Source organism: Alsobacter sp. KACC 23698 (assembly GCF_045348435.1).
Lineage (GTDB): Bacteria > Pseudomonadota > Alphaproteobacteria > Rhizobiales > Beijerinckiaceae > Alsobacter.
Genome location: NZ_CP157484.1, coordinates 4,256,809 through 4,283,581 on the forward strand (window position 1 = coordinate 4,256,809; position 26,773 = coordinate 4,283,581).

22 protein-coding genes are annotated in these 26,773 nt (G+C 68.9%); 11 read left to right on the forward strand and 11 right to left on the reverse strand.

Going from position 1 to position 26,773, the window contains the following annotated elements; translation table 11 throughout:
- Nucleotide 1: 1 nt before the first annotated feature.
- Both ABEG18_RS20295 and ABEG18_RS20300 read right to left on the reverse strand, forming a co-directional pair.
- Nucleotides 2–2,110, reverse strand: coding sequence for a TRAP transporter permease (locus tag ABEG18_RS20295; RefSeq protein WP_406854857.1), 2,109 nt, complete (start codon nucleotides 2,108–2,110; stop codon nucleotides 2–4).
- Nucleotides 2,111–2,191: 81 nt separating this feature from the next.
- Nucleotides 2,192–3,142, reverse strand: coding sequence for a TAXI family TRAP transporter solute-binding subunit (locus ABEG18_RS20300; RefSeq protein ID WP_406854858.1), 951 nt, complete (start codon nucleotides 3,140–3,142; stop codon nucleotides 2,192–2,194).
- A 282-nt stretch (nucleotides 3,143–3,424) separates the two neighbouring features.
- On the opposite strand from ABEG18_RS20300, the gene ABEG18_RS20305 reads away from it, so the two are divergent.
- The 10 genes from ABEG18_RS20305 to ABEG18_RS20350 all read left to right on the forward strand — a co-directional run bounded on the left by ABEG18_RS20305 (nucleotide 3,425) and on the right by ABEG18_RS20350 (nucleotide 11,417).
- Entirely contained in the window at nucleotides 3,425–5,005 is a 1,581-nt protein-coding gene (locus ABEG18_RS20305) for a glucan biosynthesis protein (protein WP_406854859.1), read from the forward strand.
- A gap of 145 nt (nucleotides 5,006–5,150) precedes the next feature.
- Nucleotides 5,151–5,282: a hypothetical protein gene (locus tag ABEG18_RS20310; protein WP_406854860.1), complete on the forward strand. Its 132-nt coding sequence runs from the start codon at nucleotides 5,151–5,153 to the stop codon at nucleotides 5,280–5,282.
- 13 nt (nucleotides 5,283–5,295) lie between these two features.
- Complete coding sequence (gene aztA / locus ABEG18_RS20315) at nucleotides 5,296–6,030, forward strand: zinc ABC transporter ATP-binding protein AztA (RefSeq protein ID WP_406854861.1); 735 nt, start codon at nucleotides 5,296–5,298, stop codon at nucleotides 6,028–6,030.
- A 63-nt stretch (nucleotides 6,031–6,093) separates the two neighbouring features.
- On the forward strand, nucleotides 6,094–6,963 hold the full coding sequence (locus ABEG18_RS20320) for a metal ABC transporter permease (RefSeq protein WP_406854862.1): 870 nt from the start codon (nucleotides 6,094–6,096) through the stop codon (nucleotides 6,961–6,963).
- A 23-nt stretch (nucleotides 6,964–6,986) separates the two neighbouring features.
- On the forward strand, nucleotides 6,987–7,901 hold the full coding sequence (locus tag ABEG18_RS20325; protein ID WP_406854863.1) for a metal ABC transporter substrate-binding protein: 915 nt from the start codon (nucleotides 6,987–6,989) through the stop codon (nucleotides 7,899–7,901).
- 62 nt (nucleotides 7,902–7,963) lie between these two features.
- Nucleotides 7,964–9,001: a CobW family GTP-binding protein gene (locus tag ABEG18_RS20330; protein WP_406854865.1), complete on the forward strand. Its 1,038-nt coding sequence runs from the start codon at nucleotides 7,964–7,966 to the stop codon at nucleotides 8,999–9,001.
- A 158-nt stretch (nucleotides 9,002–9,159) separates the two neighbouring features.
- A complete protein-coding gene (locus ABEG18_RS20335) occupies nucleotides 9,160–10,176 on the forward strand; it encodes a WD40 repeat domain-containing protein (protein WP_406854867.1) in 1,017 nt (338 codons plus the stop codon).
- Between the two features lie 2 nt (nucleotides 10,177–10,178).
- Entirely contained in the window at nucleotides 10,179–10,463 is a 285-nt protein-coding gene (locus ABEG18_RS20340; protein WP_406854868.1) for a hypothetical protein, read from the forward strand.
- A gap of 48 nt (nucleotides 10,464–10,511) precedes the next feature.
- Nucleotides 10,512–10,874 carry a hypothetical protein gene (locus tag ABEG18_RS20345; RefSeq protein ID WP_406854869.1) on the forward strand — a complete coding sequence of 121 codons (363 nt, stop codon included), beginning with the start codon at nucleotides 10,512–10,514 and terminating at the stop codon, nucleotides 10,872–10,874.
- 36 nt (nucleotides 10,875–10,910) lie between these two features.
- Entirely contained in the window at nucleotides 10,911–11,417 is a 507-nt protein-coding gene (locus ABEG18_RS20350) for a DUF2937 family protein (protein WP_406854870.1), read from the forward strand.
- On the opposite strand, the gene ABEG18_RS20355 is transcribed toward ABEG18_RS20350, so the two are convergent.
- Both ABEG18_RS20355 and ABEG18_RS20360 read right to left on the reverse strand, forming a co-directional pair.
- The gene (locus tag ABEG18_RS20355; protein ID WP_406858659.1) at nucleotides 11,418–12,806 is read right to left on the reverse strand and encodes a homospermidine synthase; all 1,389 of its coding nucleotides are present in this window, start codon (nucleotides 12,804–12,806) and stop codon (nucleotides 11,418–11,420) included.
- A gap of 553 nt (nucleotides 12,807–13,359) precedes the next feature.
- Nucleotides 13,360–14,592, reverse strand: a complete 1,233-nt coding sequence (locus ABEG18_RS20360) for a phenylacetate--CoA ligase family protein (RefSeq protein ID WP_406854871.1) — start codon at nucleotides 14,590–14,592, stop codon at nucleotides 13,360–13,362.
- 57 nt (nucleotides 14,593–14,649) lie between these two features.
- On the opposite strand from ABEG18_RS20360, the gene ABEG18_RS20365 reads away from it, so the two are divergent.
- Nucleotides 14,650–15,222, forward strand: a complete 573-nt coding sequence (locus ABEG18_RS20365; protein WP_406854872.1) for a Uma2 family endonuclease — start codon at nucleotides 14,650–14,652, stop codon at nucleotides 15,220–15,222.
- Between the two features lie 3 nt (nucleotides 15,223–15,225).
- On the opposite strand, the gene ABEG18_RS20370 is transcribed toward ABEG18_RS20365, so the two are convergent.
- The 7 genes from ABEG18_RS20370 to ABEG18_RS20400 form a co-directional block, all read right to left on the reverse strand.
- Nucleotides 15,226–16,077 (reverse strand): ABC transporter ATP-binding protein, encoded by an 852-nt coding sequence (locus ABEG18_RS20370; protein WP_406854873.1) that lies wholly within the window; start codon nucleotides 16,075–16,077, stop codon nucleotides 15,226–15,228.
- A gap of 167 nt (nucleotides 16,078–16,244) precedes the next feature.
- Complete coding sequence (locus tag ABEG18_RS20375) at nucleotides 16,245–17,597, reverse strand: ABC transporter substrate-binding protein (RefSeq protein ID WP_406854874.1); 1,353 nt, start codon at nucleotides 17,595–17,597, stop codon at nucleotides 16,245–16,247.
- A gap of 81 nt (nucleotides 17,598–17,678) precedes the next feature.
- On the reverse strand, nucleotides 17,679–18,755 hold the full coding sequence (locus ABEG18_RS20380) for a branched-chain amino acid ABC transporter permease (RefSeq protein ID WP_406854875.1): 1,077 nt from the start codon (nucleotides 18,753–18,755) through the stop codon (nucleotides 17,679–17,681).
- 9 nt (nucleotides 18,756–18,764) lie between these two features.
- On the reverse strand, nucleotides 18,765–19,721 hold the full coding sequence (locus ABEG18_RS20385) for a branched-chain amino acid ABC transporter permease (RefSeq protein ID WP_406854876.1): 957 nt from the start codon (nucleotides 19,719–19,721) through the stop codon (nucleotides 18,765–18,767).
- A gap of 127 nt (nucleotides 19,722–19,848) precedes the next feature.
- The gene (locus tag ABEG18_RS20390) at nucleotides 19,849–20,652 is read right to left on the reverse strand and encodes an ABC transporter ATP-binding protein (protein ID WP_406854877.1); all 804 of its coding nucleotides are present in this window, start codon (nucleotides 20,650–20,652) and stop codon (nucleotides 19,849–19,851) included.
- Nucleotides 20,649–22,628, reverse strand: a complete 1,980-nt coding sequence (locus ABEG18_RS20395; protein WP_406854879.1) for an AMP-dependent synthetase/ligase — start codon at nucleotides 22,626–22,628, stop codon at nucleotides 20,649–20,651. The genes ABEG18_RS20390 and ABEG18_RS20395 overlap by 4 nt, the downstream gene beginning before the upstream one ends.
- A gap of 549 nt (nucleotides 22,629–23,177) precedes the next feature.
- The gene (locus ABEG18_RS20400; RefSeq protein ID WP_406854880.1) at nucleotides 23,178–26,672 is read right to left on the reverse strand and encodes an indolepyruvate ferredoxin oxidoreductase family protein; all 3,495 of its coding nucleotides are present in this window, start codon (nucleotides 26,670–26,672) and stop codon (nucleotides 23,178–23,180) included.
- Between the last annotated feature and the right edge of the window lie 101 nt (nucleotides 26,673–26,773).

Consider the following 26,773-nt stretch of genomic DNA (forward strand, 5'->3'; position numbering starts at 1 on the left):
CTCAGGCCCGCGCCGGCGCGCGTCTCGCCCGGGCGACGTTGAGCGCCGTCACGACCGCCGCGAGGACGAGGCCGGACGTGTCGCTCCACGGGAAGTCGCCGATGATCAGCGCGGCCGCGACGCCCGCCAGCGCCCGCTCCGCGAGCGTGGTCCTGACCGCCAGATAGCCGATGGCCGCCACGCCGGACATGCCGATCACCACCAGCGCCTTGGCGAACACCAGCACGACCTCCACCCAGTAGCCGTACTGGGCCGCGATCGCGCCCCCGGACTGGAGCATCAGCGACGGCTCGTAGACGGACATGAACGGGATGAGGAAGCCCGCCAGGGCGATGCGGGTGGCCTGCCAGCCGATGGCGTCGGGCGACGCCTTGGCGATGGGCGCCGCGGCCAGCGCCGCCAGCGCCACCGGCGGCGTCAGGTCGGCGATGATGCCGTAGTAGAACACGAACATGTGGCTGACGATCAGCGGCACGCCGAGCTTGAGCAGCGCGGGCGCGGCCAGCGACGCCGTGATGATGTAGGTCGGGATGGTGGGCAGCCCCGTCCCGAGCACGATCGACGTCACCATCACCAGGAGCAGGCACAGGAACACCGAGTTCTCGCCGAAGCCCACGATGTAGCCGCCCAGGATGGTGGCCGCGCCGGTGAGCGTCATCGTGCCGATGACGGTGCCCACGATGGCGCAGGCGAGGCCGACCGGCAGGGCCTGGCGGGCGCCGTCCGCCAGCGCGTCTCGGCACATGACGAGCGTCTCGCGCCCTCCCCGGCTGAACAGGTTGGCGGCGATCAGCACCGCGACCAGCGTCAGCACGATGCCGATGCCGAGCCACAGGAACGAGGCCGCCGTCAGGCCGACCACGATCCAGAACGCCACCCGAAAGGCCTGGGCCGACAGGCCGAGCGCGATCGCGCCGCCCAGGATCATCACGACGGTCAGCGCCAGCCCGACGGATCCGGCGAACAGCGGCGTGAAGCCGTGCATCAGGAGGTAGATGAGGACGCCGAGCGGCAGCACGAGGTGCCACTGGCGCCTGAGGGCGGCGAGCGGGCTCGGCAGCTCCGACCGCGGCACGCCGTGCAGCCCTTCCTTGCCGGCCTCCAGGTGCACCATCCAGAACGCCGACGCGAAATACAGGATCGCCGGGATGATCGCCGCCTTGACGATCTCGGCGTAGGGCACGCCGATGTTCTCGGCCATGATGAACGCCACCGCGCCCATCACGGGCGGCATGATCTGGCCGCCCATCGAGGCGGTCGCCTCGACGCCCCCCGCGAAGGAGGCCTTGTAGCCGAAGCGCTTCATCAGCGGGATGGTGAACTGGCCGACCGTGACCACATTGGCCACGCCCGAGCCCGAGATGGTGCCCATGAAGGCGGAGGACACGACCGCCACCTTGGCCGCGCCGCCCCGGGTCGAGCCGACGAGGCCCAGCGACACGTCGTTGAAGAACTGGATCATGCCGGCCCGCTCCAGGAACGCGCCGAACAGGATGAAGAGATAGATATAGGTCGCCGAGACGCCGGTCGGGGTCGAGTAGATCCCTTCCGTGCCGAACGCGAACTGTTCGACCACCTGCTCGAGGCTGAAGCCGCGGTGGTCCAGCGGGGCCGGCAGATAGTCCCCGAACAGCGCATAGGCCACGAAGGCCAGGCAGATGAGCGGCAGCGCCGCGCCCATCAGGAACCAGGCCGCGCCGAACAGGATCACCAGCCCGGTCAGGCCGACGACCATGTCGAGTTGGGTGAGCTCGCCCGCCCGATTCACGAGGTCGAGATAGAAGATCCAGTGATAGAGCCCCACCCCGAAGCCGACGAGCCCGACCAGCCAGGCGAGCATGCGCCACAGGCCCGGAGGCGCCTTGTGGTTGGCGACCAGCGCGCAGGCGACCAGCACCAGAAACCCGACATGGACGGTCCGCAGCACCTGCGTGGGCAGGATGGCGTAGATGGAGGTGGCGATCTGGAACACCGAGAAGGCCAGCGCGATGGCGAACAGCGCCTTGGCGGGCCACCCCACGCCCCAGCCGGGCGGCAGCCCGTGCTCGATCTCCATCTCGGTGAGGGAGGTTGAGGGCATGGAGTCGGCGCGCAGAGAAGCGTCGGTCATCAGGCTGGCGTCCCGGGCAGGTATGGGCCGCGGCGGCGCGCCGCGGCAGGCTTCGTCGGAGGCGGGGGGGGTCGGGCTGGCCTACTTGGCCACGCCCTTCTCCTTGAAGAAGCGCTCGGCGCCCGGATGCAGCGGGATGGGCATGCCCTGCAGGGCGTTCTGGAGCGAGATCTCCTTGCCGGCGCTGTGGGCGGAGGCCAGCTCGGGCAGGCGATCATACATCGCCTTCGTCATGGCGTAGACCTCGTCGTCCTTCAGGTCGGAGCGCGTCACCAGGTAATTGATGACGGCGGCGGCCTGCACGTCCTTGTCCTGGCCCGTATAGGTGTTGGCCGGGATGGTCGCCTTGACGTAGGGCGCGCCGACCTTGTCGACGATCGCGGCCGGGATCTCGACCACGATGATGTCGACCGACGAGGCGAGGTCGCGGATGGCCGCCACGCCGAGGCCGGCCGACTGCAGCGTCGCGTCGAGCTGGCGGTTCTTCATCAGGTCGACGGATTCGGCGAAGGGCAGGTACTCCACCTTGCCCAGGTCCTTGTAGGTGATGCCGGCGCCGTTCAGGATGGCGCGGGCGTTCAGCTCCGTGCCGGACTTCGGCGCGCCCACCGAGAGGCGCTTGCCCTTCAGGTCCGCCAGCGTCTTGATGCCGCTCTCCTTGGACGCCACCACCTGGATGTAGTTGGGGTAGATGGCCGAGACGCCGCGCAGCTTGGTGAGCTTGGCCTTGAACCCAGCTTCCTCGTTGCCCTCCCACGCGAAGGCGAGGCTGTCGCCGAGCGTGAAGGCGATCTCGCCCTTGCCCTGCTGGAGCAGGTTGAGGTTTTCGACCGACGCCTTGGTGGCCTGGACCGAGGGGCGCGCGCCCGGGATGGCCTCGCCATAGAGCTTCGCCAGCGCCACTCCCATCGGGTAGTAGACGCCGGAGGTGCCGCCCGTCAGCACGTTGATGAAGTCTGCGGCTGAGGCCGGCGCATGGGCGGCCAGACCGAAGGCGGCGGCGCACGCCACGCGAGCGATGCTTCTGATCACGTTTCTCTCCCTGGGGTTGGGGATCGCGGTTCGCCCGCGAATGGTTTTGCAAAGCCGGCCTTGCGGCCCAAGATGGCCGCACAGTGCCCCAAAGCGTCGCCAAAAGACAAGCTTTTGCAAGGACGCCGTCCGAACCGGCCCGTTTTGGCGCGCTCGCGCCCGTCGCCGCGGCCGCGTCGCGGCTTTCCCGCGCGGGTCGGCGACATCGCGCCATCGATTTCGCTGGTGAAGGTCGCGCCGGACCGTTGCGGTTTCGATCCTCTCGCCCAATATGGCCCCGTCATGAGCCTCGATCGCCGCACCTTCCTCCAGTTGTCCGCCGCCGTCCAAGCCGCCGCCGCCCTGGGCGTCGGGCCGGCCCAGGCCCAGAAGGCCGATGGACTGACCTTCGGCCCCGCCGAGCCCTTCAGCTTCGAGGGGCTGAAGCGCCACGCCAAGGAGCTCGCCGGCAAGCCCTATGAGAGCCCGCCGCGGCCCAACCCCGACATCGTCCGCCAGATCGACTACGACGCCCACGGCAAGCTTCGCTACAAGCTGGAGAACGCGCTCTGGGGCGAAGGCGGCAGCGTCTTCCCGATCAGCTTCCAGCATGTCGGGCTGTATTTCCAGAAGACCGTGCGGATGCACCTCATCGAGAAGGGAGCGTCGCGCGAGATCCAGTACAACCCCAACCTGTTCATGGGCGGCCCGGACCATGTCGCCCGCAAGCTGCCGCCCGAGCCCTCCGCCTTCGCCGGCTTCTGGGTGCACGAGAGCCGCAACTCCCCGGCCTGGAAGAAGGCCGAGCCCTGGGCCACCTTCCTGGGCGCGTCCTATTTCCGCGCCGTCGGCGAGCTCGGCCAGGTCGGCCTCTCGGCCCGCGGGCTGGCGCTCGGCCCCGGCACGGCGAGCCCGGAGGAGTTCCCCGACTTCGTCTCCTTCTGGTTCGAGCCGGCCCTGACCGAGAAGGACCCGCTGATCGTCAACGCCCTGATGGACAGCCCGAGCCTGACCGGCGCCTACCGCTTCGCGCTGTCGCGCGGCAAGGGCGTGGTGATGGAGATCGACGCCAACATCAACCTGCGCAAGCCGGTCGAGCGCATGGGCGTGGCCCCGCTCACGTCGATGTACTGGTTCTCCGAGACCGTGAAGCCCACCGCCGCGGACTGGCGCCCGGAGATCCACGACTCCGACGGCCTGGCGATGTGGAACGGCAAGGGCGAGCACATCTGGCGGCCGCTCAACAACCCCTCCCGCATCATGGTCTCCAGCTTCGTGGACCAGTCCCCCCGCGGCTTCGGGCTGTGCCAGCGCGACCGCAATTTCGAGAACTACCAGGACGGCGTGCGCTACCAGCTGCGCCCGACCGCCTGGGTGGAGCCCCTGGGCGACTGGGGCGACGGCGCGATCCAGCTTACCGAGATCCCGACCGACGACGAGATCCACGACAACATCGTGGCCATGTGGGTGCCGCGCGACCCCACGGCCGCGGGCAAGAGCTACGACCTGCGCTACCGGCTGCACTGGCTGGCCGACGAGCCCTATCCGTCGCCCCTGGCCCGCTGCATGGCGACCCGCATGGGCAATGGGGGCCAGCCCGGCCAGCCGCGGCCCAAGGGCGTGCGCAAGTTCATGGTCGAGTTCAAGGGCGACGTGCTGTCCAAGATGCCCTTCGGCGTGAAGCCCGAGCCCGTGCTGTGGGCCTCCCGCGGGACGTTCTCCTACATCTACACCGAGGCGGTGCCGAACGAGATCCCCGGCCACTGGCGCGCCCAGTTCGACTTCACGGTCGACGGCAAGGACCCGGTGGAGATGCGCCTCTATCTCAAGCACGGCGACGAGGTGCTGAGCGAGACCTGGCTCTACCAGTACCACCCGTTCTGAGGCGAGGCGGGCCCTCCCGCCTCCCGGGCTGGGGAAAGCCCCAAGGCTGAATGTTACAACATAACATTCGGCTTGCGCCCGGAATGTGATGTTGTAAAATCCGGTCGCCGCGGCCCAAGGCTGCGCCCGCCTGGAGTTCCTGCTCGTGCAGCACGCCCACCGCCATCCCGCGTCCCCGCCCTTCTCGCTGCTGCGGCTCTCCGCGGCGCAGCGCCTGGCCGGCGTCGGCGCGATCCTGGTCGCGCTGTGGGCGATGGTCGCCTGGGCCCTGGCCTGAAGGGACCCGCCGCATGAGCGCCATCCGCTTCCACGACGTCACGCTCGGCTATGAGCGTCATCCGGTCGTGCATCATCTACGCGGCGAGGCGCCGGCCGGCAGCCTGCTCGCCGTCGTGGGCCCGAACGGGGCCGGCAAGTCAACCCTGCTGAAGGGGATCGCCGGCGCCTTGAAGCCCCTCGGCGGCTCCATCGCGTTCGATAAGCCCGGCGTCCGGGTGGCCTATCTCCCGCAGGCCGCCGACATCGACCGCGCCTTTCCGATCCATGTCTACGACCTCGTCGCCATGGGCCTGTGGCGGCGCAGCGGCGTGCTGGGCGGCGTCGGGCGGCGCGACCGCGACGCCATCGAGACGGCCATCGCGGCGGTCGGCCTGACCGGCTTCGAGGACCGGTCCATCGGGTCGCTCTCGGGCGGCCAGATGCAGCGCGCGCTCTTCGCCCGCCTGCTGCTGCAGGACGCCGGCGTGATCCTGCTGGACGAGCCGCTCACCGCCATCGACGCCAAGACCAGCGCCGACCTCCTCGACCTGGTGCGCCGCTGGCACGCCGAGGAGCGCACCGTCATCGCCGTCCTGCACGATTTCGACGTGGTCCGGTCGGTGTTCCCGCAGACCCTGCTGGTCGCCCGGGAAGCCGTCGCATGGGGCCGCACCGACGAGGTGATGACCCCCGAGAACCTCCTGAAGGCGCGCCGGATGGTGGAGGCCCCAGACCCATTCGCGGCGGCCTGCAACCGCGCCGCCTGAGGCGATCCCCAGGACCCAGGCCGACGACGCCCCGCGGCGGCGAGCCCGAGGGAGGAGAAGCCCTTGCTGTACGACGCCATCGTGGCCCCCTTCGTCGAGTTCGAGTTCATGCGGCGCGGCCTCGTCGGCGCGCTGGCGCTGTCGCTTGGCGCGGGGCCGCTGGGCGTCTTCCTGATGCTGCGGCGCATGAGCCTGGTCGGAGACGCGATGGCGCACGCCATCCTGCCCGGCGCCGCCGTGGCCTATCTGCTCACGGGCCTTTCGCTGGGCTGGATGACGGTGGGCGGGCTCGGCGCCGGCCTCGCGGTCGCGCTCCTGGCCGGCGCGGTGGCGCGCACGACGGCGCTCACCGAAGACGCCTCTCTGGCCGCCTTCTACCTGCTCTCGCTGGCGCTCGGCGTCACCCTGGTGTCGGTCCGGGGATCGAGCATCGACCTCCTGCACGTGCTGTTCGGCAGCGTGCTGGCGCTGGACGACGCCACCCTGCTGCTGCTCGCCTCGATTTCGTCCGTCACCCTCGTGGCCCTGGCGCTGCTCTATCGCCCGCTCGTGCTGGAGAGCGTCGATCCCGGGTTCCTGAGATCCGTGAGCCGCATGGGCGGCCCCACCCACCTCGCCTTCCTGGCCCTGGTGGTGCTGAACCTCGTGGCGGGCTTCCACGCGCTCGGGACCCTGCTGGCGGTGGGGATCATGATGCTGCCCGCGATCTCGGCCCGTTTCTGGACCCGCGACGTGACCGGCCTGATCGCCCTGGCGACCGCGCTGGGGATCGCATCGAGCGTCATCGGGCTGCTGGTCTCCTACCATGTCGGCCTGCCGAGCGGCCCGACCATGATCCTGACGGCGGGCGGCTTCTACGTGGCCTCGCTGCTCTTCGGCACGCAGCGCGGCTGGCTGCTGCGCCTGGTCCCCCGCCGCCATCTCGAAGCCTGATGGATCCGATGCAAAGGCGCCCCATGCCCGACAGACGATCGCTCCTGGGGCTCGTCCTCGCGGCCGCCCTGGCCCTGTCCGGGCCGTGTCCGGCCACAGCCCAGGCGGCGCCGGCCGAGCGCATCCCCGTGGTGGCGAGCTTCTCCATCCTGGGAGATTTCGTCCGGCAGGTCGGGGGCGACCGGGTCCAGGCCGTCTCGCTGGTCGGCCCCAATGGCGACGCGCACGTGTTCCAGCCCAGCCCGGCGGACGCCAGGACGCTGGCCGGCGCCAGGCTCGTGGTCGTCAACGGCCTCGGCCTGGAGGGCTGGATCGACCGCCTCGTCCGGGCGTCCGGCTCCAGGGCGCCGGTCGTGACCGCAAGCGCCGGCGTCAAGCCGCTGGAATCGCGCGAGGGCGGCGAAGCGCCTCACGCCGATCCGCACGCCTGGCAGGACGTCGCCAACGCCAAAGCTTACGTCGCGGCTATCCGGGACGGACTCTCGGCCGCCGACCCGGCCGGCAAGGCGGTCTATGACGAGCGCGCCGCCGCCTATCTGGCGCAACTGGATGCGCTTGACGCGGAGGTCCGCGCCGCCATCGCCCGCATCCCGGCCGATCGCCGGCGGATCGTCACCACCCATGACGCCTTCGGCTATTTCGGCCGCGCCTATGGGGTGGCGTTCATCGCTCCCCAGGGCGTGTCGACGGAAGCGGAGGCCTCCGCCCGGGACGTGGCGCGCATCATCCGCCAGATCCGGGCCGAGAAGGTCCCGGCCGTGTTCCTGGAGAACGTCTCCGATCCGAGGCTGATGCAGCGCATCACCCGAGAGACCGGCGCCAAGGTCGGCGGCAAGCTCTACTCGGATGCGCTTTCCGAGCAGGGCGGACCCGCGGGGACTTACATCGAGATGATCAGAAACAATATAAGGGAGCTGAGCGCGGCTCTGTCGAGCTGAAGTCCGGCGGCCTGCGCCCCAGCCCGCGGCCGCGTCCCCGCTCCATAGGCGAGACCCATCCCATGTCCGACAAGATCCCCGTCACCGTGCTCACCGGCTATCTCGGAGCCGGAAAGACCACCCTCCTGAACCGCATCCTGACCGAGCAGCACGGCAAGAAATACGCCGTCATCGTCAACGAGTTCGGCGAGATCGGCATCGACAACGACCTCGTGGTCGGGGCCGACGAGGAAGTGTTCGAGATGAACAACGGCTGCATCTGCTGCACCGTCCGCGGCGACCTGATCCGCATCATCGAGGGGCTGATGAAGCGGCGCGGCAAGTTCGACGCCATCATCGTGGAGACCACGGGCCTGGCCGACCCGGCCCCCGTGGCCCAGACCTTCTTCGTCGACCAGGATGTATCCGACAAGGCGCGCCTCGACGCCGTGGTGACGGTGGCGGACGCCAAGTGGCTGACCGAGCGCCTGAAGGACGCGCCGGAGGCCAAGAACCAGATCGCCTTCGCGGACGTCATCATCCTCAACAAGACGGACCTCGTGACGAGCGACGAGCTGGCCGAGGTCGAGGCGCGCATCCGCGCCATCAACCCCTATGCGGTGCTGCACAAGACGCAGCGCGCCGCCGTCCCGCTGGACGCCGTGCTGGGCCGCAACGCTTTCGATCTCGACCGCATCCTGGAGATCGAGCCGGCCTTCCTCGAAGAGGGCGACGGCCACGCCCATCACGACCACGACCATCACCATGATCACGACTGCGGCCCCGGCTGCGAGCACGATCATGGCGGCCTGAAGCACTATCACGACGAGCACATGCAGTCGGTCTCAATCAAGCTGGGCGAGGTCGATCCGGAGAAGTTCATGCCCTGGATCAACGACCTCACCCAGCGCGAGGGCCCCAAGATCCTGCGCTCCAAGGGCATCCTGGCGTTCAAGAACGAGCCGAAGCGTTTTGTCTTCCAGGGCGTCCATATGATCCTGGACGGCGACCTCCAGCGCGACTGGAAGCCCGGCGAGGAGCGCCAGTCGCGCCTCGTCTTCATCGGCCGCGACCTCGACCAGGAGATGCTGCGCGCCGGCGCGCTCGCCTGCGCGGCATGATCGGACGATAGCGTCGCGCCAACAACGCCCCTCATCCTGAGGAGCAGGCCGCCTTGAGCCTGCATCTCGAAGGATGAGGGGTTTTCGGTTCGGCGCTTTGCTTGAAACGCGACCCTTACGTCTTCTCCTGTGCGCCTTGGGGCGCTAAACACACCGGCATGTCCTCAGCACCGCCCACCATCACCAGCCTCACCCCCTTCGTCGTCGAGCATTCGGCCGGCGACCATGTGGTGGGCGCCGCCTTTCTGAAGCAGACACCCGCGCTGGCGCTGGCCGACGGGACGGTCCTGCTCGTGCAGGCGGAAGGCGCGGCGCGGCGCGTCGAGGCCCACCCGGGGGCCGGGATCCTGACCGCGGCGAGCGACGGCGCGGCCCTGGTGACGGGCGGCGACGACGGGCGCGTGGTCCGCACCACGCCGGACGGCGGGACCGAGCTCGTCGGCGACGAGAAGGGCCGCTGGATCGACGCCCTGGCGCTCAGCCCCAGCGGCGCGATGGCGTGGTCGGCGAACAAGACCGTGACGGCCCGCGACGACAAGGGGCGGCTCAAGACCTGGACCGCGCCCAGCACCCCGCAGGGCCTGTGCTTCGCCCCCAAGGGCTACCGCCTGGCGGTGAGCCACTACAACGGCGTCAGCCTGTGGTTTCCCAACACCGAGGCCGCGCCGGAGCGGCTGGAGTGGAAGGGATCGCACCTCGACGTGACCTGGTCGGCCGACGGCCGCTTCGTGGTGTCCTCCATGCAGGAGAACTCCCTGCATGGCTGGCGGCTGCCCGAAAAGGCCGACATGCGGATGTCCGGCTACCCATCCAAGACGCGGTCCTTCTCGTGGTCGCATGATGGGGCCTGGCTCGCCACGTCGGGGGCCGACGCCGCCATCGTGTGGCCGTTCTCGTCCAAGGAAGGCCCGATGGGCAAGCCGCCGCGCGAGTGCGGCGTGCGGCCCGCCAAGGTGTCGCGCGTGGCGTTCCATCCGAGCGCGCTCGTGCTGGCCATCGGCTACGAGGACGGGTTCATCCTCCTCGTGCGCCTGAACGACGCCGCCGAGATCCTGGTGCGCAAGGGCGACCCCGACCACGGCGCGATCACGGCGCTGGCCTGGGACAAGCGCGGCGCGCATCTCCTGTTCGGCACGGATGGCGGCGCCGCCGGCGTGCTCACGCTTCCGGCCTGACCGTGCTGTCCGGGCTCCTCGATCGCTTCAGGAGGTCGAAGCCCGATCCCGAGGACGTCGCGCGCGTCAAGGGCTGGGTCATCGAAGCCCTGGCGCTCGGCCCGGACGACCGGGTCACTGTCAACGAGATCGCCTGCACCGATCCGGCCTGCCCCGGGCTCGAGACGGTGGTGCTGGTGATGGCGTCCGGCGAGAAGACGCGGGCGGTCAAGATCAAGGGCGGTCTGATCACCGTCACCCGCCCGCAGGTCATGCGCGCCTGCCTGGACAATAAAGATACCGCGTAAGGGTTTGTTCAATTTTGAAATGTATCAAGCAGGCCCAAGGAGGCTTGCATGAACGTGGTCCGAATCGGCCGCCACGAGATCTCACCTCATTCGATCGTGGCCGTTCGCAATGGACACCAGACCAGAGGAGAGACGCTGCTGGTGATCTGCGCCATGCTGCTCATCACGCCGTTCTGCAGCGGGGTCACGAGCATCTACCTGTTTGTGGCCGGCTTGGCCGTGCTGCTGCTCGAATGCGTCGCCCACCGGCGCGAGAAGCTGAAGGTTCGGCTGGTGCTGCGCGGCGAGCGGGTGATCACCCTGTCCTGCCTGTCCCACCGTGACGTCGAAGCGACCGTGAGCCGGTTGATGCGCATCGCCGCCGCCTCGCAAGCCGCGCAGGCCTCGCCGTCGGCGGGAACGCCCCGATAACGCCTGCGTTGCCTCCCTCGATGCAGAGGGACCCTGATGTTGTCGCGCACGCTCGCCTTCGCGACCGGCCTCATGGGCGCCGTCATCGCCTCCCAGCTTCCCGAATTCGCCCAGCAATACCGCCAGCGGCTCGGCGGAGCCGTCGGCGAGCTGCGCGCCGCCATGGACCGCTTCGATCTGGACGCCGGAGCGGCCCAGGTCGGCCGGTCCGACGCGATCGCCCGGCTCCAGGGCAGCCCTGACCCGCTGGTTCAAGGCCGCGGGGCGGAGGTGAACCGCACCCAGGCGAGGCTGCAGCGCCTCGAGACGCAGCGCGACCGGATGGCGGCCGCGGGTCCGGTGGGCCGCCTGGCCCTGCTGGCGCGCGATCACGACCAGGCCCTCCTCAGGGGAGCCGTGGAGATCTTCGAGCCGGCTGTCCCGGTGACCGCCGAGGGGGCGGTCGCGGCGGGCTTGGGCTTTGCGGCCTTCTACGCCCTCGTGCGCCTCGCCGCAGCGCCGTTCAGGCGGCGGCGAGGCCGGCAGACGCTCAGGCGAGCCTGATCAGCGCACCAGAACGTTGCGGAACTGCCAGGGATCGGACGCGTCGATGTCCTCCGGGAACAGCCCCGGGCGGTTCTTGAGGGGAGTCCAGTCGGTGTAGACGCCCACGACCGGCCCGAGATAGGGCGTCTGAACCTCCAGGCAGCGCCGGAAATCCATGTCGTCGGCCTCCACGATGCCGGCCTGCGGGTTCTCCAAGGCCCAGACCATGCCGGCCAGGACCGCGGACGAGACCTGCAGTCCCGTCGCGTTCTGGTAGGGCGCGATCTCGCGCGTCTCCTCGATGGAGAGCTGCGAGCCGTACCAGTAGGCGTTCCTGGCGTGGCCGTAGAGCAGCACGCCGAGCTCGTCGATCCCATCCACGATCTCGTTCTCGTCGAGGATCTTCCAGTCGGGCTGGCGCTCGCCCTCCTGGCCGAACATCTCGTGCAGCGACAGCACGGCGTCGTCGCAGGGGTGATAGGCGTAGTGGCAGGTCGGCCGGTAGACGGCCTTGCCGCCGGCGTCGCGCACCGTCAGGTAGTCGGCGATCGAGATCGACTCGTTGTGGGTGACCAGGAAGCCGTACTGGGCCTGGGCGGTCGGCGTCCAGGAGCGGACGCGGGTGTTGGCACCGGCCTGCAGCAGGTAGATGGCGGCGCCGCAGCCGGTCGCATGGGTGCGGCCGTTGTCGGGCATCCAGGCCTCATGCGTGCCCCAGCCCAGTTCGGCCGGCTGCAGGCCCTCCGACACGAAGCCCTCCACCGACCACGTGTTCACGAAGACCTTGCGGGGCTTGGGATCCCGGGCCCGCTGGGTGTCGCGCTCGGCGATATGGATGCCCTTCACGCCCAGGCTCTGGGCCAGCTTCGCCCAGCCCTCGCGGGTGGTCGGCTCCTCGCCCGGCGCGCCGATGTCGGACTTGAGGTTCAAGAGCGCCTGCTTGACGAACCAGGACACCATGCCGGGATTGGCCCCGCAGGTGGAGACGGCGGTCGTCCCGCCCGGATTGCGGCGTCGCGCCTCCAGCAGCGTCTCGCGCAGCGCGTAGTTGGAGCGGCTCTCCGGGCCCTTGCTCTTGTCGAAATAGAACCCCGCCCAGGGCTCCACCACGGTGTCGATGTAAAGGGCGCCGATCTCCCGGCAATATTCCATGATGTCGAGCGAGGACGTGTCCACCGAGAGGTTGACGCAGAAGCCCTGGCCCGAGCCGTCCTGCAGCAACGGGCCGAGCAGATGCTTGTAGTTGTCCTTCGTGACCGCCTGGTGGATGAACTTGACCCCGTGCTTCTCGAGCAGCGCGCGATCGGCGTCGACCGGGTCAATGACGGTCAGCTTCGAGCGGTCATAGTCGAAATGCCGCTCGATCAGCGGCAGCGTGCCGCGGCCGATCGACCCGAAGCCGATCATCACGATGGGGCCGGTGATGCGGCCGTGCACGGGGTGGGTGGTCACGATGGGGAGCCTCCTGATCGGGGTCGGCGGAGAGCGGACGCGCCGTTGGGGGGAGTTCAAACCAAGGCGGACGCCCGGCGTCAACCGCGCAGGCGAAAATCGGCGCCGGAACCGGGGCGGTCCGCCCCATGCGCCATCGCCTCCGCGGCCTTTCGGCCCGGAGGGGATGGATGGAGGGCGGCGCGGAACGGCGACGCTGGTTCGCCCCCCGGCGAATGGGGGGAAGTGGGGGGTCGTGCCGGCGGGGCCGCCAGGCCGTCGCCGTTCCGCGCGCGGCGGAGAGGATCGGGTCGCGTCGTCTCGGGGATTCGCACCCCTTCGCGCATCGCGCTATGAAGACCTCGCCATCCGAACCGCCCATCCAGCCGGCTCGTGAGGCCGTCCGGAAGAGCCGCCGCCCCCTGGCCACGTCCGTCACGCTGCAGACGTCCCTCCGTGGCAGGAGCGAAACCAATATAGGAATATTTTCTACTTTCTGTCAAGCCGCCTTTCGGCGTGGCGGACGCCGTCACCCCACCGGGCGCTCGTCGGCGATGACCTTGCCGTCATTCGGCAGGCTCCCCGGCGGCGCGAACTCCACCCTCCCCCGCAGCTTGGTGAAGGCCTGGAGGCTTGCGCCCAGGGCCGCGCCAAGCGCCTCGGAGGGCGACGCGCTTTCGGCCCGCAGCGTCAGCACGTCCTGCTCGTCGGCGCGGGTCACGACGGCGCGCAGGCGGCCGGCCTCGGGGTGGCGGCGGGCGATCTCGGCGATCTGCTCGGGCCGCAGGAACAGGCCCTTGACCTTGGCGGTCTGGTCGGCGCGCCCCATCCAGCCCTTGATGCGCATGTTCGTGCGCCCGCAGGGCGAGGGGCCGGCCAGCACGGCCGAGAGGTCGCCCAACGCAAGGCGGATCACGGGGTGGTGCGGATCGAGCGAGGTCACGAGCAGCTCGCCCACCTCGCCCTCCGGCACGGGATCGCCCGTGCCGGGCCGCACGATCTCCAGGATGAACTCCTCGCTGGCCACCAGCCCCTCGCGGGCCGGCGTCTCATAGGCGATCACGCCCACGTCGGCGGTGGCGTAGGCCTGGTAGGCCTCGACGCCGCGCCCCCTGAGGTGGTCGCGCAGCGAGGGCGGAAAGGCCGCGCCGGAGACGAGCGCCTTGCGGATGGACGACGCGTCCCGGCCGGCCTCGGCAGCCTTGTCGAGCAGGATCTTGAGAAAGTCCGGCGTGCCCGTATAGGCGACGGGGCGCAAATGCTCGATGACGTCGAGCTGCTGCTCGGTATTGCCCGGCCCGGCCGGGATCACCGGGCAACCCAGCGCGCGGGCGCCGCTGTCGAGAATGAAGCCGCCCGGCACGAGGTGGTAGCTGAAGGTGTTGAGCACGACGTCGCCCGCCCGGAAACCGGCCGCATGGAGCGCTCGGGCGGCGCACCACGGGTCGACGCCCTGGCCCTCGGGCTCGAAGATCGGGCCGGGCGAGGCGAAGATGCGCCCGAACGCGCCCAGCGGCTCGGCCAGGAAGCCGGCGAAGGGCGGGTCCGCCTTCTGCCGGCCCGGCAGCTCGGACTTGCGCAGCACCGGCAACGTGGCGAGCGCCGCGCGGCTGGTGATTGCGGCCGGGTCGACATCGCCGAGATGCGCCCTCCAGCCGGGCGCGGTCAGCGCCTTGGCGAGGACCTGCGGCAGGCGGCCGAACTGGTCGGCTTCGCGCTCGGCCGGGGAGCGCGTCTCCAGGGCGTCGTAGGGGTCGGACATGGCCAAGACCTTTCGGATCAACTATCTTGAAGAGTGAACCACACGCGGGATGACGCCATGGCGGAGCCGGCACGAAAGGTGATGAGCATCGACGAGTTTCTCGACTGGCAGACCCGCCAGACCGAGAACTGGGAGCTCGATGACGGCGTCCCGGTGCTGCCGCTCAAGAGCATGACCGGCGCAACCCAGCGGCACGACCGAGTCACCGTCAACATCATCGTCAGCTTGGGCAACCAGCTGCGCCGCGGTCCTTGCCGGCCGTCCACCGACGACATCGCGCTGGTCACCGGCATCCGCTCGGTGCGCCGCCCCGACATCACGGTCCAGTGCGGGCAGGCCGATCCCCGCGCGATGACCAGCGTCGAGCCTCGCGTTCTCATTGAGGTCCTGTCGCCCTCGACCATGAATTACGACCGGGTCAAGAAGCTCGAGGAGTACAAGCGCCTGCCGTCCGTTCGGGCCGTGCTGCTCGTCGACACCGAAACGCCGCGCATCACCGTGCATTCCCGCGGGGACGGCGCCGGTTTCGAATCCCGGGAATACGAGGGTCTCGACGCCGTCATCGACCTTTCCTGCATCGAAGCGCGCCTGGCGCTCGCGGATGTGTTCGAGGGCGTGCACGATCGCTGAGGCTCACGCCAGCCAGCGCTTGCGGCGCTTGTAGCTCTTGACGTCGCGGAAGCTCTTGCGGTCGGCGCCGGCGACGCCAAGATAGAACTCCTTCACGTCCTCGTTCTCGCGCAGCGCGTCGGCGGCGCCGTCCATGACGACGCGGCCGGTTTCCAAAATGTAGCCGTAGGTGGCGTAGCGCAGCGCGATGTTGGTGTTCTGCTCGGCCAGCAGGAAGGAGACGCCCTCCTTCTGGTTCAGCGTGCGGACGATCTCGAAGATCTCCTCCACGACCTGCGGGGCGAGGCCCATGGAGGGCTCGTCGAGCAGGATCATCTTGGGCCGCGACATCATCGCCCGGCCGATGGCGCACATCTGCTGTTCGCCGCCGGAGGTGTAGCCCGCCATGGAGGCGCGGCGCTGGCGCAGGCGCGGGAAGTAGTCGTAGATCGCCTCCATGTCCCGCTTGATCGCGGCGTTCCCGTCGCGGCGCGTGAAGGCGCCGGTGAGCAGGTTCTCCTCGATGGTGAGGTGGCCGAAGCAGTGCCGCCCCTCCATCACCTGGATGCAGCCGCGGCGCACGAGGTCGTTGGGCGTCAGCTTGTCGACGCGCTTGCCCTCGAACTCCACGGTCCCCTTGGTGACCTCGCCGCGTTCGGCGTGCAACAGGTTGGAGATGGCCTTCAGCGTCGTGGTCTTGCCCGCTCCGTTGGCCCCCAGGATGGCGACGACGCCGCCCTTGGGCACCGTGAGCGAGACACCCTTCAGCACCAGGATCACGTGGTCATAGACGACCTCGATGTTGTTGACGGCCAGGATCGTCTCCGCGGCGGGCGCGGGCGCGTCGTTCGACGGGGAGAGAGCGGCGGTCGTCATTCGTTCATCCTCAGGCCTGCGTTCATCTCTCCCCTGCAGGGGAGGGTGGATCGCGCGGAACGCGCGAGACGGGTGGGGCCGTCCAGCCTGCGCCGACGTCCCCACCCACCGCCTTCGGCGGTTCCCCCTCCCCTGAAGGGGAGGGAGCGAGCGCTACGGTCTGCGGCTCAGGACGCCTTGTCGCAGGGCTCGGTGCGCTTGGGCCAGCCGCTGTTCTTCTCGGCGTAGTCCTGGGCGGCGGCGTCGAGGGCGGGCTTCACCTTGTCGGCCATGGGCTCGATCGGGTCGGAGATCTTCACCCACTTCGCGCCGTCCCACTGCTGGATGAAGGCGGGGCGATGGCCGTTATGGTTGTCGCAGGTCAGCTTCAGCGGTCCGGTGAAGCCGGCGAGGCCGAGCTCCTTCAGGCGCGCGTCATCGAGGTTGATGTTCTCCAGGCCGCGACGCACGTCGGTCCCGTCCACCGCCTTCTTGCCGGCCAGCTTCTGGGCCTGCGCGATGCCCTCGGCGATCAGCATCGAGTTGTAGACGCCGCGGTTGTAGAGGAGCTCGCCCACCTTGTCCTTCGGCGCCTTGCTGAGGCCCTTGTCGACCACGTGCTTCTGGATGTCCTTGAGCGCCGGGAAGTCCGTTCCGATCCCGTGCCAGTTGATCATCTTGAAGCCCTTCGCGCCGTCGACGCCGCGGATGTCGTCCTCGCCCGGCCACCAGATCGAGACGAACTTCTCCATCGGGTAGTTGATCTTGGCCGCCTCCTTGATGGCCGTCGGATTCATCGCGCCCCAGCCATACATGACCATGTAGTCCGGCCGGTCGCGCCGCACCGCCAGCCACTGCGAGGACTGGTTCTGCATGTCGCCGGGGGCCACCGGATAGAGCTTCAGGTCGAAGCCGAAATCCTTGGCGAGCTGCTCGAACAGCGGGATGGGCTCCTTGCCGAAGCCGCCGTCGAAATAGATGTAGCCGATCTTCTTGCCCTTGAGCTTCTCGACGCCGCCGCCTTCCTGCATGCCGACATAGCGCAGGATGATGCCGAGCCCGTCCCAATAGGTGTCCGGCGGGTTGAACACCCAGGGGAAGATGTCGCCGCGCGCCGAGGCCGAGAGGCCGTAGGCCATCGACAGGATCGGGATCTTGTCGACCGAGGCCTTGGGGATCAGCGGCAAGGTGATGCCGGTCGACCAGGGATTGACCAGGACGGGCTTCTTGCCCTTCACGGCCTCGTAGCATTCGAGGCCCTTCTTGGTGTCGTAGCCCGTCTCGCACTCGTCGACGACGATCTTGACCCCGCCGATGCCGCCGTCGCGCTCGTTCAGCATGCTGAGATAGTCATGCATGCCGTCCGCGATCGGGATGCCCGAGCCCGCGAAGGGGCCGGTGCGGTAGGTGAAGAGCGGCACGTAGATCGCGTCCTGGGCGGCCGCCTCGAAGGTCGCCGACGCCATCCCGAAGGCGGCGGCTCCCAGCATCGCGGCTCCGGCGAGCGCCCGGCGCGCCAGGCGCCTGTGTGTCTCGGTCATCTGCTTCTCCCATTGTGCCGGGCCTTCGCCCGGCGGTTTCGTCCGGCGGGTTCTGCGCCCGCCTCTCTGTTCGCCTTCGCCCTAATAGGGGAACGGCCAGATCCTGAGCTTTTGCTTGCCGGTTTGCCAGAGCCGCGCGAGCCCGTGCGGCTCCACGATCAGGAAGACGATGATCAGCACCCCGACGATGATGAACTGCAGGTGCTCCACCGTCGCGGAGGCGATCGGGACGCCCAGCGCGGCCGGCAGCAGCCGCAGCACGATGGGCAGCATGTAGATGAGCGCCGCGCCCATGAAGCAGCCGATCAGGCTGCCCAGCCCGCCGATGATCACCATGAACAGGATCAGGAAGGACTGGTTGATGGTGAACACCTCCGGCTCGGCGCTGCCGTACCAGAGGAACACCATGAGAGCGCCGGCGACGCCGCAGTAGAAGGACGACACCGCAAAGGCGAGCAGCTTGGTGGTGAGCAGGCGGATGCCCATCAGCTCGGCCGCGATGTCCATGTCGCGCACCGCCATCCAGGCCCGCCCGACGCGCCCATGCACGAGGTTGGATGCGAACCAGGTCAGCGCCGCCACGATGCTGAGCAGCACCAGGTAGCGAACCTGCGGGGTGGCGTTGGCGCCCGTGATGACGAGGCCAAAGAGCTTGCGCTCGGGCACCTCGATGGCCCCGGAGGTGTTGTAGTTCACCAGCCACGGGATGCGCACGAAGCACCACTGCAGGAAGAACTGCGCGGCGAGCGTCGCCACCACCAGGTAGAAGCCCTTGATGCGCAGGCTGGGCAGCCCGAACAGCGCGCCGACCCCGGCCGACACGAAGCCCGAGGCCAGGATCCACACGATGACGTTCACGCCCGGAAAGGCCGTCGTGAGCTTGTAGCAGGAATAGGCGCCCACCCCCATGAAGGCGGCGGTTCCGAGCGAGATCAGGCCCGTATAGCCCGTCAGGATATTGAGCCCGATCGCCGCCAGCGAGAAGACGAGCGTCGGGATCATCACGCTGGACAGGAAGAACTGGTCGCCGAAGACCGGGACCAGCACGAAGGCCGCGAACAGCATGACGGCGAGGCCGATCCGATCCTGCCGGATCGGGAACACCGCCATGTCGGCCGCGTAGCTCGTCTTGTACTGGCCTGCTTCCCGGTAGAACACGGCCCGACCTCAGATGCGTTCGATGATGCGTTCGCCGAACAGGCCCTGCGGCCTGAACAGCAGGAAAGCGAGGGCGATGAAATAGGCGAGCCAGCTCTCCACGCCGCCGCCGACCAGCGGACCCCAGTAGAACTCGCCGAGCTTCTCGCCTATGCCGATGATGAGCCCGCCCACGATCGCGCCCGGCACGGAGGTGAAGCCGCCCAGGATCAGCACCGGCAGCGCCTTGAGGGCGATGACCTGCAGGGCGAAGGAGACGTCAGAGCGCGCCCCCCACATGATGCCGGTGACCAGCGCCACGATGCCGGCCGTGAACCAGACGATGACCCAGATCTGGTTGAGCGAGATGCCCACCGAGAGCGCCGCCTTGTGGCTGTCCGCCACGGCCCTGAGCGCCCGGCCGATGCGGGTCTTCTGGAAGAAGAAGGCCAGCACGGCGATCATCACGGCGGCGATGACGGCGGCCGCGATGTCGATCTTCTGCAGGCTGACGAAGCCGCCCAGGATCTTCAGGTCGATCGCGCCCTTGGGCAGATAGAGCTGCTCGGTGATCATCTGCTTCGGATTGCCGCCGAAGATCAGTTCGCCCAGCCCGATCAGCACATAGGTGATGCCGAAGGTGGCCATGAACAGGATGATGTCGGGCTGGTTGACCAAGGGCCGCAGCACCACCCTCTCGACCGTGTAGGCGAGCAGGAACATCACCCCGATCGCCAGTCCCAGCGCCACGAAGGCCGGCACGCCCATCTCGTGCAGGCCCACCAGCGTCAGGGCGGAGAACACCACCATGATGCCCTGGGCGAAGTTGAACACGCCCGACGCCTTGAAGATCAGCACGAAGCCGAGCGCGATGAGGGCGTAGAGCACGCCCGACACCAGCCCCTCCCAGAGCGTCTGCGCCAGGAGGTCCGGCGCGGCGCCCATCTGCACGAAGGGATCGACGAAGAGCGCGTAGAGGATGTTCATCGGGCGATGCTCCCGCGCCGTTCGAGGGTTTGCGTTTTCCCTCCCCCCTGTGGGGAGGGTCGCGGCTGCGCCGCTCCGGCCGGGGATGACGGCGGCATGATCGTTGAAACGAGCACCACCGACCCCATCAATGCGGGACGCCCAGATAGGCGTCGATGACAGCCTGGTCGCGCTTCACCTCGTCGGGCGTTCCGTCCGCGATCTTGCGGCCATATTCGAGCACCACCACCCGGTCCGACAGGTCCATCACGACGCCGATGTCGTGCTCGATCAGCGCGATCGTGGCCCCGAACTGGTTGTTCACGTCGACGATGAAGCGGGACATGTCCTCCTTCTCCTCCAGGTTCATGCCCGCCATCGGCTCGTCCAGCAGGAGGAGGTCCGGCTCCATCGCCAGCGCGCGGCCGAGCTCGACGCGCTTCTGCAGCCCGTAGGGCAGCTTGCCCACCGGGACCTTGCGGATGGCCTGGATCTCCAGACAGTCGATGATCTCCTCGACGGCCTTGCGGTGCTCGATCTCCTCGCGCAGCGCCGGCCCGTGCCGGAACAGCTGCCAGAAGAAGGAGCCCTTCATCTTCAGCGTGCGGCCGGCCATGATGTTGTCGAGCGTCGACATGCCCTTGAACAGGGCCACGTTCTGGAAGGTGCGCGAAATGCCCTGCGCGGCCGCCACATAGGGGCGCATCTTCTGGCGCGTCTCGCCCCGATAGGTGATGCGGCCCTGCTGCGGGTGGTAGAAGCCGTTGATGACGTTGAGCATCGACGTCTTGCCGGCGCCGTTCGGGCCGATGATGGCGCGGATCTCGCCCTTGCGGATGTCGAAGGACACGTCCGTGATGGCCTTCACGCCGCCGAAGGACAGCGACACGTTCTCCACCGCCAGGAGGACGTCCCCGGCCGCGCCCCCCTTCCCGCCCCCCGGCGCCCTCATGCGGCGTCCTCCAGTGCGGGCGTCGACGGCGCGGTTGGATAGGCGGGGCAATCGCGGATCTTGAGGCGCGCCGCGATGACGCCCTTGCGGCCGTCCTCGAAGGTGACCTCGGTGCGGATGTCGGCCTCGTGCGAGCCGTCATAGAGCGCCGTCACCAGCGGGGCGTAGCGCTCGGCGATGAAGCCGCGCCGGACCTTCTGGGTGCGGGTGAGCTCGCCGTCGTCGGCGTCCAGCTCCTTGTGCAGGATCAGGAAGCGGCGCACCTGCGCCCCGCCCATCATGGGTTCGGCGGCCAGCGAGCGGTTCACTTCGTCGACGTGCCGGGCGATCATGTCGTAGACCAGCGGGTGGCCGGCCAGCTCCTGGTAGGACGCGTAGACCACGCCGTTGCGCTCGGCCCAGTTGCCGACCGCGGTCAGGTCGATGTTGATGAAGCAGCAGACCTGGTCCTGCCCGTCGCCGAAGGCCACGACCTCCTTGATGTTGGAATAGAACTTCAGCTTGTTCTCGACGTATTTGGGCGGGAACAGCGAGCCGTCGCGCATGCGCCCGACATCCTTGGCGCGGTCGATGATCCTCAAATGGCCCGTCTTGTCGAAGAAGCCCGCGTCGCCCGAATGCACCCAGCCGTCCGGGGTCTTGGTCCTGGCGGTCGCCTCGGGGTCCTTGTAGTAGGCCTGGAACACGCCGGGCGAGCGGAACATCACCTCGCCGTTCTCGGCGATGCGGACCTCCACCTCCGGGGCCGGCCGCCCGACCGTGTCGGCGCGGATCTCGGCGTCCGGCTGCAGCGTCACATAAACGGAGGCCTCCGTCTGGCCGTAGAGCTGCTTCAGGTTGATGCCGAGCGAGCGGAAGAAGCGGAAGATCTCCGGCCCGATCGCCTCGCCGGCCGTGTAGGCCACCTTGATGCGCGAGAAGCCGAAGCGGTTCTTCAGCGGCCCATAGACCAGGATTTCGCCCAGCCCGTAGAGCAGGCGGTCCATCAGGCCGACGCTCTCGCCGTTGAGGATGGGCTCGCCGACGCGCTTGGCCACGCCCAGGAAATAGTGGAACAGCCGCCGCTTGAACGCAGCCGCGTCCTCCATGCGCACCATCGTCAGCGTCAGCAGGTTCTCATAGACCCGCGGCGGCGCGAACGCGTAGGTGGTGCCGATCTCGCGCCGGTCCTCCACGACCGTGTCGGGGCTCTCCGGGCAGTTGACGCAAAAGCCCGCCACCAGCGACTGCGCATAGCTGAAGATGTGGTCGCCCACCCAGGCCAGCGGCAGATAGGCGATGGTCTCCTCGGTCTCGTCCAGCCCGTCGAAGTCGCAGCCGTTGCGCGCCGAGACCAGCACGTTGGCGTAGCTGAGCATCACGCCCTTGGGGCGGCCGGTGGTGCCGGAGGTGTAGAGGATGACGGCGAGGTCGCCGGCCGAGCCCGCCGCGATGGAGGCGTCCAGGGCGGCCGCCGCGCCCGCGTCGGTCCGCAGCGTCTCGCGGCCCTCGTCCAGCAGGCGCGCGATGGCGTGCAGGCGGGAATGGTCGTAGTCGCGCAGGCCGCGGTCCTCGTCATAGACGATGCGTTGCAGCCGGGGCAGCCGGTCGGAGATCGAGAGCAGCTTGTCGACCTGCTCCTGGTCCTCCACGGCGGCGAGCTTCACGTCGGCGTGGGCCAGCACATAGGCCATCTCGTCGGCGACGCTGTCGGCGTAGACCGGCACCGGCACGGCGCCCAGCATCTGGGCGGCCATCATGGACCAGTAGAGGCGCGGGCGGTTCGAGCCCACGATGGCGATGGCGTCGCCCTTCTCCAGCCCCAGGCCCTTCAGGGCGACCGCATAGGCGCGGCAGATGGCGTTGACCTCCGCCCAGGTCCAGCTTTGCCAGATGCCGAGGTCCTTGTGGCGAACCGCCGGGCGTGCGCCGCGCGTCTGCGCGTTGCGGGCGAGCAACTTGGGAAACGTGTCGTCGCGCATGGACGCGGCGGCCATCCTGGTCATCCTCCCTGGCGCGGGCGCGCCGCGCTAGCCATCCCTCTGGCGAGCGGCCTCTTGCGGGCCGTCTTCTGATCGGCGCGCGCTTAGCGCAGCGCCCGAGTTGAGGTTATCCCGACCCGATGCGGAAACAAGCTCGACTTTCGTGCAGCAAATCGGATGCGGGTTCGGGGCGAAGTCCACGATGGTGCGAAAATGCGCGCCTTCTCCGCCGTCAACCCCGGCGCGCCACAGGCGCGGGATGGGGATCCAGCCGATGGTTGGAGGCAGACTGGATCCCCTTCCCCTGCGCGGCTTCGCCGCTCCGGCCGGGGATGACGGAGGGGTGGTTTGGACCTTCAGAGCCACTCCGGCCCGCGATGTTCGCAGACAGGCCGGCTTCTCCGCCGTCATCCCCGGCGCGCCGCAGGCGCGGGAAGGGGATCCAGCGGATGGTGGGAGGCAGACTGGATCCCCTCCCCTGCGCGGCTCCGCTGCTCCGGCCGGGGCGACGGAGAGGTGGTGCGAGCCCGCGACGTCCGTCCCTCCCCTGGCGGGGCGGGCCGGCTACTCCGCCGCGATCGCCTGCGGGCGGGGGCCAGCGCGGAACTGGGTCAGCAGCTCGGCCTCCTCGGCCTTCGCTTTCTCGACATTGCCGTCCTTGATGAACCCGTAGCCGCGCATCTTCTGCGGCAGGGACGCAATGGCGGTCGCGAGCGCGAGGTTGCCGGCGTCGAGCTTGCCCATGAGCTCTTCCAGCACGGCCTCGTACTCGCCGATGAGACGACGCTCCATGCGGCGCTCCTGCGTGCGCCCGAAGACGTCCAGAGGCGTGCCGCGCAGGCCGCGCAGCCGGGCCAGCAGGCCGAAGGCCTTCAGCATCCAGGGGCCGAAGGTCGTTTTCGTCGGCCGGCCCTGCGCGTCCTTGCGGCCCAGGATGGGCGGTGCGAGGTGGAAGGTGAGCGTCAGGTCGCCGTCGAACTGGTTGCGCAGCGCCTTCATGAACTCGCCATCCGCGTAGAGCCGGGCCACCTCGTACTCGTCCTTGATGGCCATCAGCTTGAACAGCGAGCGCGCGGCCGCCTCGGTGAGGACGGTCGAGCCCGGGACGGCGCGCCCTTCGGCCTTGCGCACGCGGTCGACCCAGCCGGAATAGCGGGCCGCATAGGCGGCGTTCTGGTAGTCGGTCAGGAAGGCGACGCGCCGGGCGACGACCTCCTCCAGCGAGCCCGAGAGAGCCCGGTCGGCCGAGGGCGCCGCCTGCGGGGCGACCATGCCCTCGACGCGGGCGGGATCGACCGCGCAGCGCCGGCCCCAGGCGAAGGCCGCCTGGTTCATCGCCACGGCCTCGCCGTTGAGCGCGATGGCCCGCTCCAGCGCGGCGGCTGAGAGCGGCACCTTGCCGAGCTGGTAGGCGTAGCCCAGCATGAACATGTTGGCCGCAATGGCGTTGCCGGTGAGCGCCGTCGCGACCCCGGTGGCGTTGACGAAGCGGGTGTTCTCCCGGCCGGCGGCGGCCACGACCGCCCGCTTGATGCGCTCCGACGGCAGCGAGAAGTCGGGATTGCGGGCGAAGTCGCCCGGCATGACCTCGGCGGTGTTCACCACCATGGCGGTCTCGCCCTGCTTGACGGCGGCCAGCACCTTCTTGGTCCCGGTCACCACGATGTCGCAGCCGAGCACGAGGTCGGCGTCGCCGGCCGAGACGCGGATCGAGTGGATGTCCTCCGGGCGCGCCGCGAGCTTGACGTGGCTGTAGACGGCGCCGCCCTTCTGGGCGAGGCCGGCCATGTCGATCATGCCGCAGCCCTTGCCCTCCAGATGGGCCGCCATGCCGATGATCGCCCCGATGGTGACGACGCCGGTGCCCCCGACCCCGGTGACGATGATCGAATAGGGCTTGTCCAGCCCATGCGCCGCGGGCGGCTCGGGCAGGTCGCCCCAGTCCTCGCCGGGCGCGCCGGAGACGACCGGCTTCGCCTTGCGGATGGTCGCGCCCTGCACGGTGACGAAGGACGGGCAGAAGCCCTTCACGCAGGAGAAGTCCTTGTTGCAGTTGGACTGGTCGATCTGCCGCTTGCGGCCGAACTCGGTCTCCACCGGCTGCACGGCGACGCAGTTGGACTGCACGCTGCAATCGCCGCAGCCTTCGCAGACGCGGGTGTTGATGAAGACGCGCTTGTCGGGATCCGGGAACTCGCCCCTCTTGCGGCGGCGGCGCTTCTCGGCCGCGCAGGTCTGGTCGTAGATCATCACCGACACGCCGGGCCGCTCGGACAGCTCGCGCTGGACCGTGTCGAGATCGTCGCGATGGTGGAAGCTGAGGCCCTGCGGCCAGAGCGGGCCGCCGCGCGGGTATTTCTCGGGCTCGTCCGACACCAGCGCGATGCGCTCCACGCCCTCGGCGGCCACCTGCCGGGCGATCATGTCGACCGTGAGCCCGCCCTCGTGGCGCTGCCCGCCCGTCATCGCGACGGCGTCGTTGAACAAGATCTTGTAGGTCATGTGCGTCTTCGACGCGATCGCGAAGCGCAGCGCCAGCACGCCGGAGTGGTTGTAGGTGCCGTCTCCGAGGTTCTGGAAGACGTGCCCGCGGGTCGAGAACGGCGCCTCGCCGATCCAGTTGGCGCCCTCGCCGCCCATCTGGGTGAAGCCGTCGGTGGAGCGGTCCATCCACTGCGCCATGTAGTGGCAGCCGATGCCCGCATAGGCCCGCATGCCTTCCGGCACCTTGGTGGAGGTGTTGTGGGGGCAGCCGGAGCAGAAATACGGGATGCGGGTGGAGACGTCCTTGGTCTCGGCCAGCGTGTCCTGGGCCTGCCGCAGGCGGCGGACCCGGCCGGCCAGTTCCTCGCTCTCATGATATTTGAGCAGCCGTTCGCCGAGCGCCACCGCGATGTCGTTGGGATCCAGCGCGCCCTTGACGGGGAAGAGCCACTTGCCCGCCTCGTCCTTCTTGCCAATGCAGATCGGCTGGTTGGCGGTGCCGTAGAGCTCCTCGCGGACCTGCACCTCGATCAGCGAGCGCTTCTCCTCCACCACCATGACGACGTCGAGCCCGCGCGCGAAGTCGATCAGCTCGGACGGCACGATCGGCCACGGGCAGGCGATCTTGAACAGCCGCAGCCCGATGTCGTTGGCCCGGACCTCGTCGATGCCGAGGTCGTCCAGCGCCTGGCGGACGTCGAGATAGCTCTTGCCGACCGTGATGACGCCGATCTTCGGATTGCGCCCTCCGCTGAAGATGATCTTGTTCAGCCTGTTGGCGGCCACGAAGGCCATCATGGCGTCGCGCTTGTAGTCCTGGAGGCGGGCCTCCATGTCGAGGATGCCGTCCTTCGGCCGGATGTTCAGGCCGCCCGGCGGCATGTCGAACTCCGGATGGACGATCTTCACCCGGTCGAGCGAGCCGTCCACGATGGCGGTGGACTCCACCGTGTCCTTCATCCCCTTGAAGGCGACCCAGGTCCCGCAGAAGCGGCTCATCGCCCAGCCATACTGGCCGTAGTCGAGGATCTCCTGCACCCCGGCGGGGTTCAGGATGGGGATCATCACGTCGACGAAGTGGAATTCGGACTGGTGCGCCGTGGTGGAGGATTCCGCCGTGTGGTCGTCGCCCATGAGGGCGAGCACGCCGCCATGGCGGGAGCTGCCGGCCATGTTGGCGTGGCGGAACACGTCGCCGGAGCGATCGACGCCCGGGCCCTTGCCGTACCAGAGCGCGAAGACGCCGTCATACTTGCCCTCGCCGCGCATCTCGGCCTGCTGGGCGCCCCAGCAGGCGGTCGCGGCGAGTTCCTCGTTGAGGCCGGGCTGGAAGCGCACCTGCGCGGCGTCCAGCTGCGCCTTGGCGCGCAGCAGGTTCTGGTCGAGCGCGCCGAGCGGCGAGCCGCGATAGCCCGACACGAAGCCCGCCGTGTTGAGGCCGGCGCGCCTGTCGCGCTCGTGCTGCATCATCAGCAGGCGCACGATGGCCTGCGTGCCCGTCATGAAGACGCGGTCTTTGGAAAGATCGTATTTGTCGTCGAGGTTGACGTCGCGCAGCGAGGGCAGATCCGTCATGGCGTTCCTCCACGTCGACAACGCCCCATCGGGCGCCGGGGGTCCATCAGAGGACTTCTCCGCTTCGACTTCCGTATACGTCAGCATAGCTGACGTTTTTG

Excerpts from the sequence above, each read along its gene's own strand:
- ABEG18_RS20385 (WP_406854876.1), bottom strand. The coding sequence starts at position 19,721 with ATGAACATCCTCTACGCGCTCTTCGTCGATCCCTTCGTGCAGATGGGC.
- ABEG18_RS20305 (WP_406854859.1), top strand. The coding sequence starts at position 3,425 with ATGAGCCTCGATCGCCGCACCTTCCTCCAGTTGTCCGCCGCCGTCCAA.
- ABEG18_RS20330 (WP_406854865.1), top strand. The coding sequence starts at position 7,964 with ATGTCCGACAAGATCCCCGTCACCGTGCTCACCGGCTATCTCGGAGCC.
- ABEG18_RS20335 (WP_406854867.1), top strand. The coding sequence starts at position 9,160 with ATGTCCTCAGCACCGCCCACCATCACCAGCCTCACCCCCTTCGTCGTC.
- aztA (WP_406854861.1), top strand. The coding sequence starts at position 5,296 with ATGAGCGCCATCCGCTTCCACGACGTCACGCTCGGCTATGAGCGTCAT.
- ABEG18_RS20355 (WP_406858659.1), bottom strand. The coding sequence starts at position 12,806 with ATGATCGGCTTCGGGTCGATCGGCCGCGGCACGCTGCCGCTGATCGAG.
- ABEG18_RS20350 (WP_406854870.1), top strand. The coding sequence starts at position 10,911 with ATGTTGTCGCGCACGCTCGCCTTCGCGACCGGCCTCATGGGCGCCGTC.
- ABEG18_RS20375 (WP_406854874.1), bottom strand. The coding sequence starts at position 17,597 with ATGACCGAGACACACAGGCGCCTGGCGCGCCGGGCGCTCGCCGGAGCC.
- ABEG18_RS20360 (WP_406854871.1), bottom strand. The coding sequence starts at position 14,592 with ATGTCCGACCCCTACGACGCCCTGGAGACGCGCTCCCCGGCCGAGCGC.
- ABEG18_RS20345 (WP_406854869.1), top strand. The coding sequence starts at position 10,512 with ATGAACGTGGTCCGAATCGGCCGCCACGAGATCTCACCTCATTCGATC.
- ABEG18_RS20365 (WP_406854872.1), top strand. The coding sequence starts at position 14,650 with ATGGCGGAGCCGGCACGAAAGGTGATGAGCATCGACGAGTTTCTCGAC.
- ABEG18_RS20400 (WP_406854880.1), bottom strand. The coding sequence starts at position 26,672 with ATGACGGATCTGCCCTCGCTGCGCGACGTCAACCTCGACGACAAATAC.
- ABEG18_RS20395 (WP_406854879.1), bottom strand. The coding sequence starts at position 22,628 with ATGGCCGCCGCGTCCATGCGCGACGACACGTTTCCCAAGTTGCTCGCC.
- ABEG18_RS20295 (WP_406854857.1), bottom strand. The coding sequence starts at position 2,110 with ATGACCGACGCTTCTCTGCGCGCCGACTCCATGCCCTCAACCTCCCTC.
- ABEG18_RS20325 (WP_406854863.1), top strand. The coding sequence starts at position 6,987 with ATGCCCGACAGACGATCGCTCCTGGGGCTCGTCCTCGCGGCCGCCCTG.
- ABEG18_RS20390 (WP_406854877.1), bottom strand. The coding sequence starts at position 20,652 with ATGAGGGCGCCGGGGGGCGGGAAGGGGGGCGCGGCCGGGGACGTCCTC.
- ABEG18_RS20370 (WP_406854873.1), bottom strand. The coding sequence starts at position 16,077 with ATGACGACCGCCGCTCTCTCCCCGTCGAACGACGCGCCCGCGCCCGCC.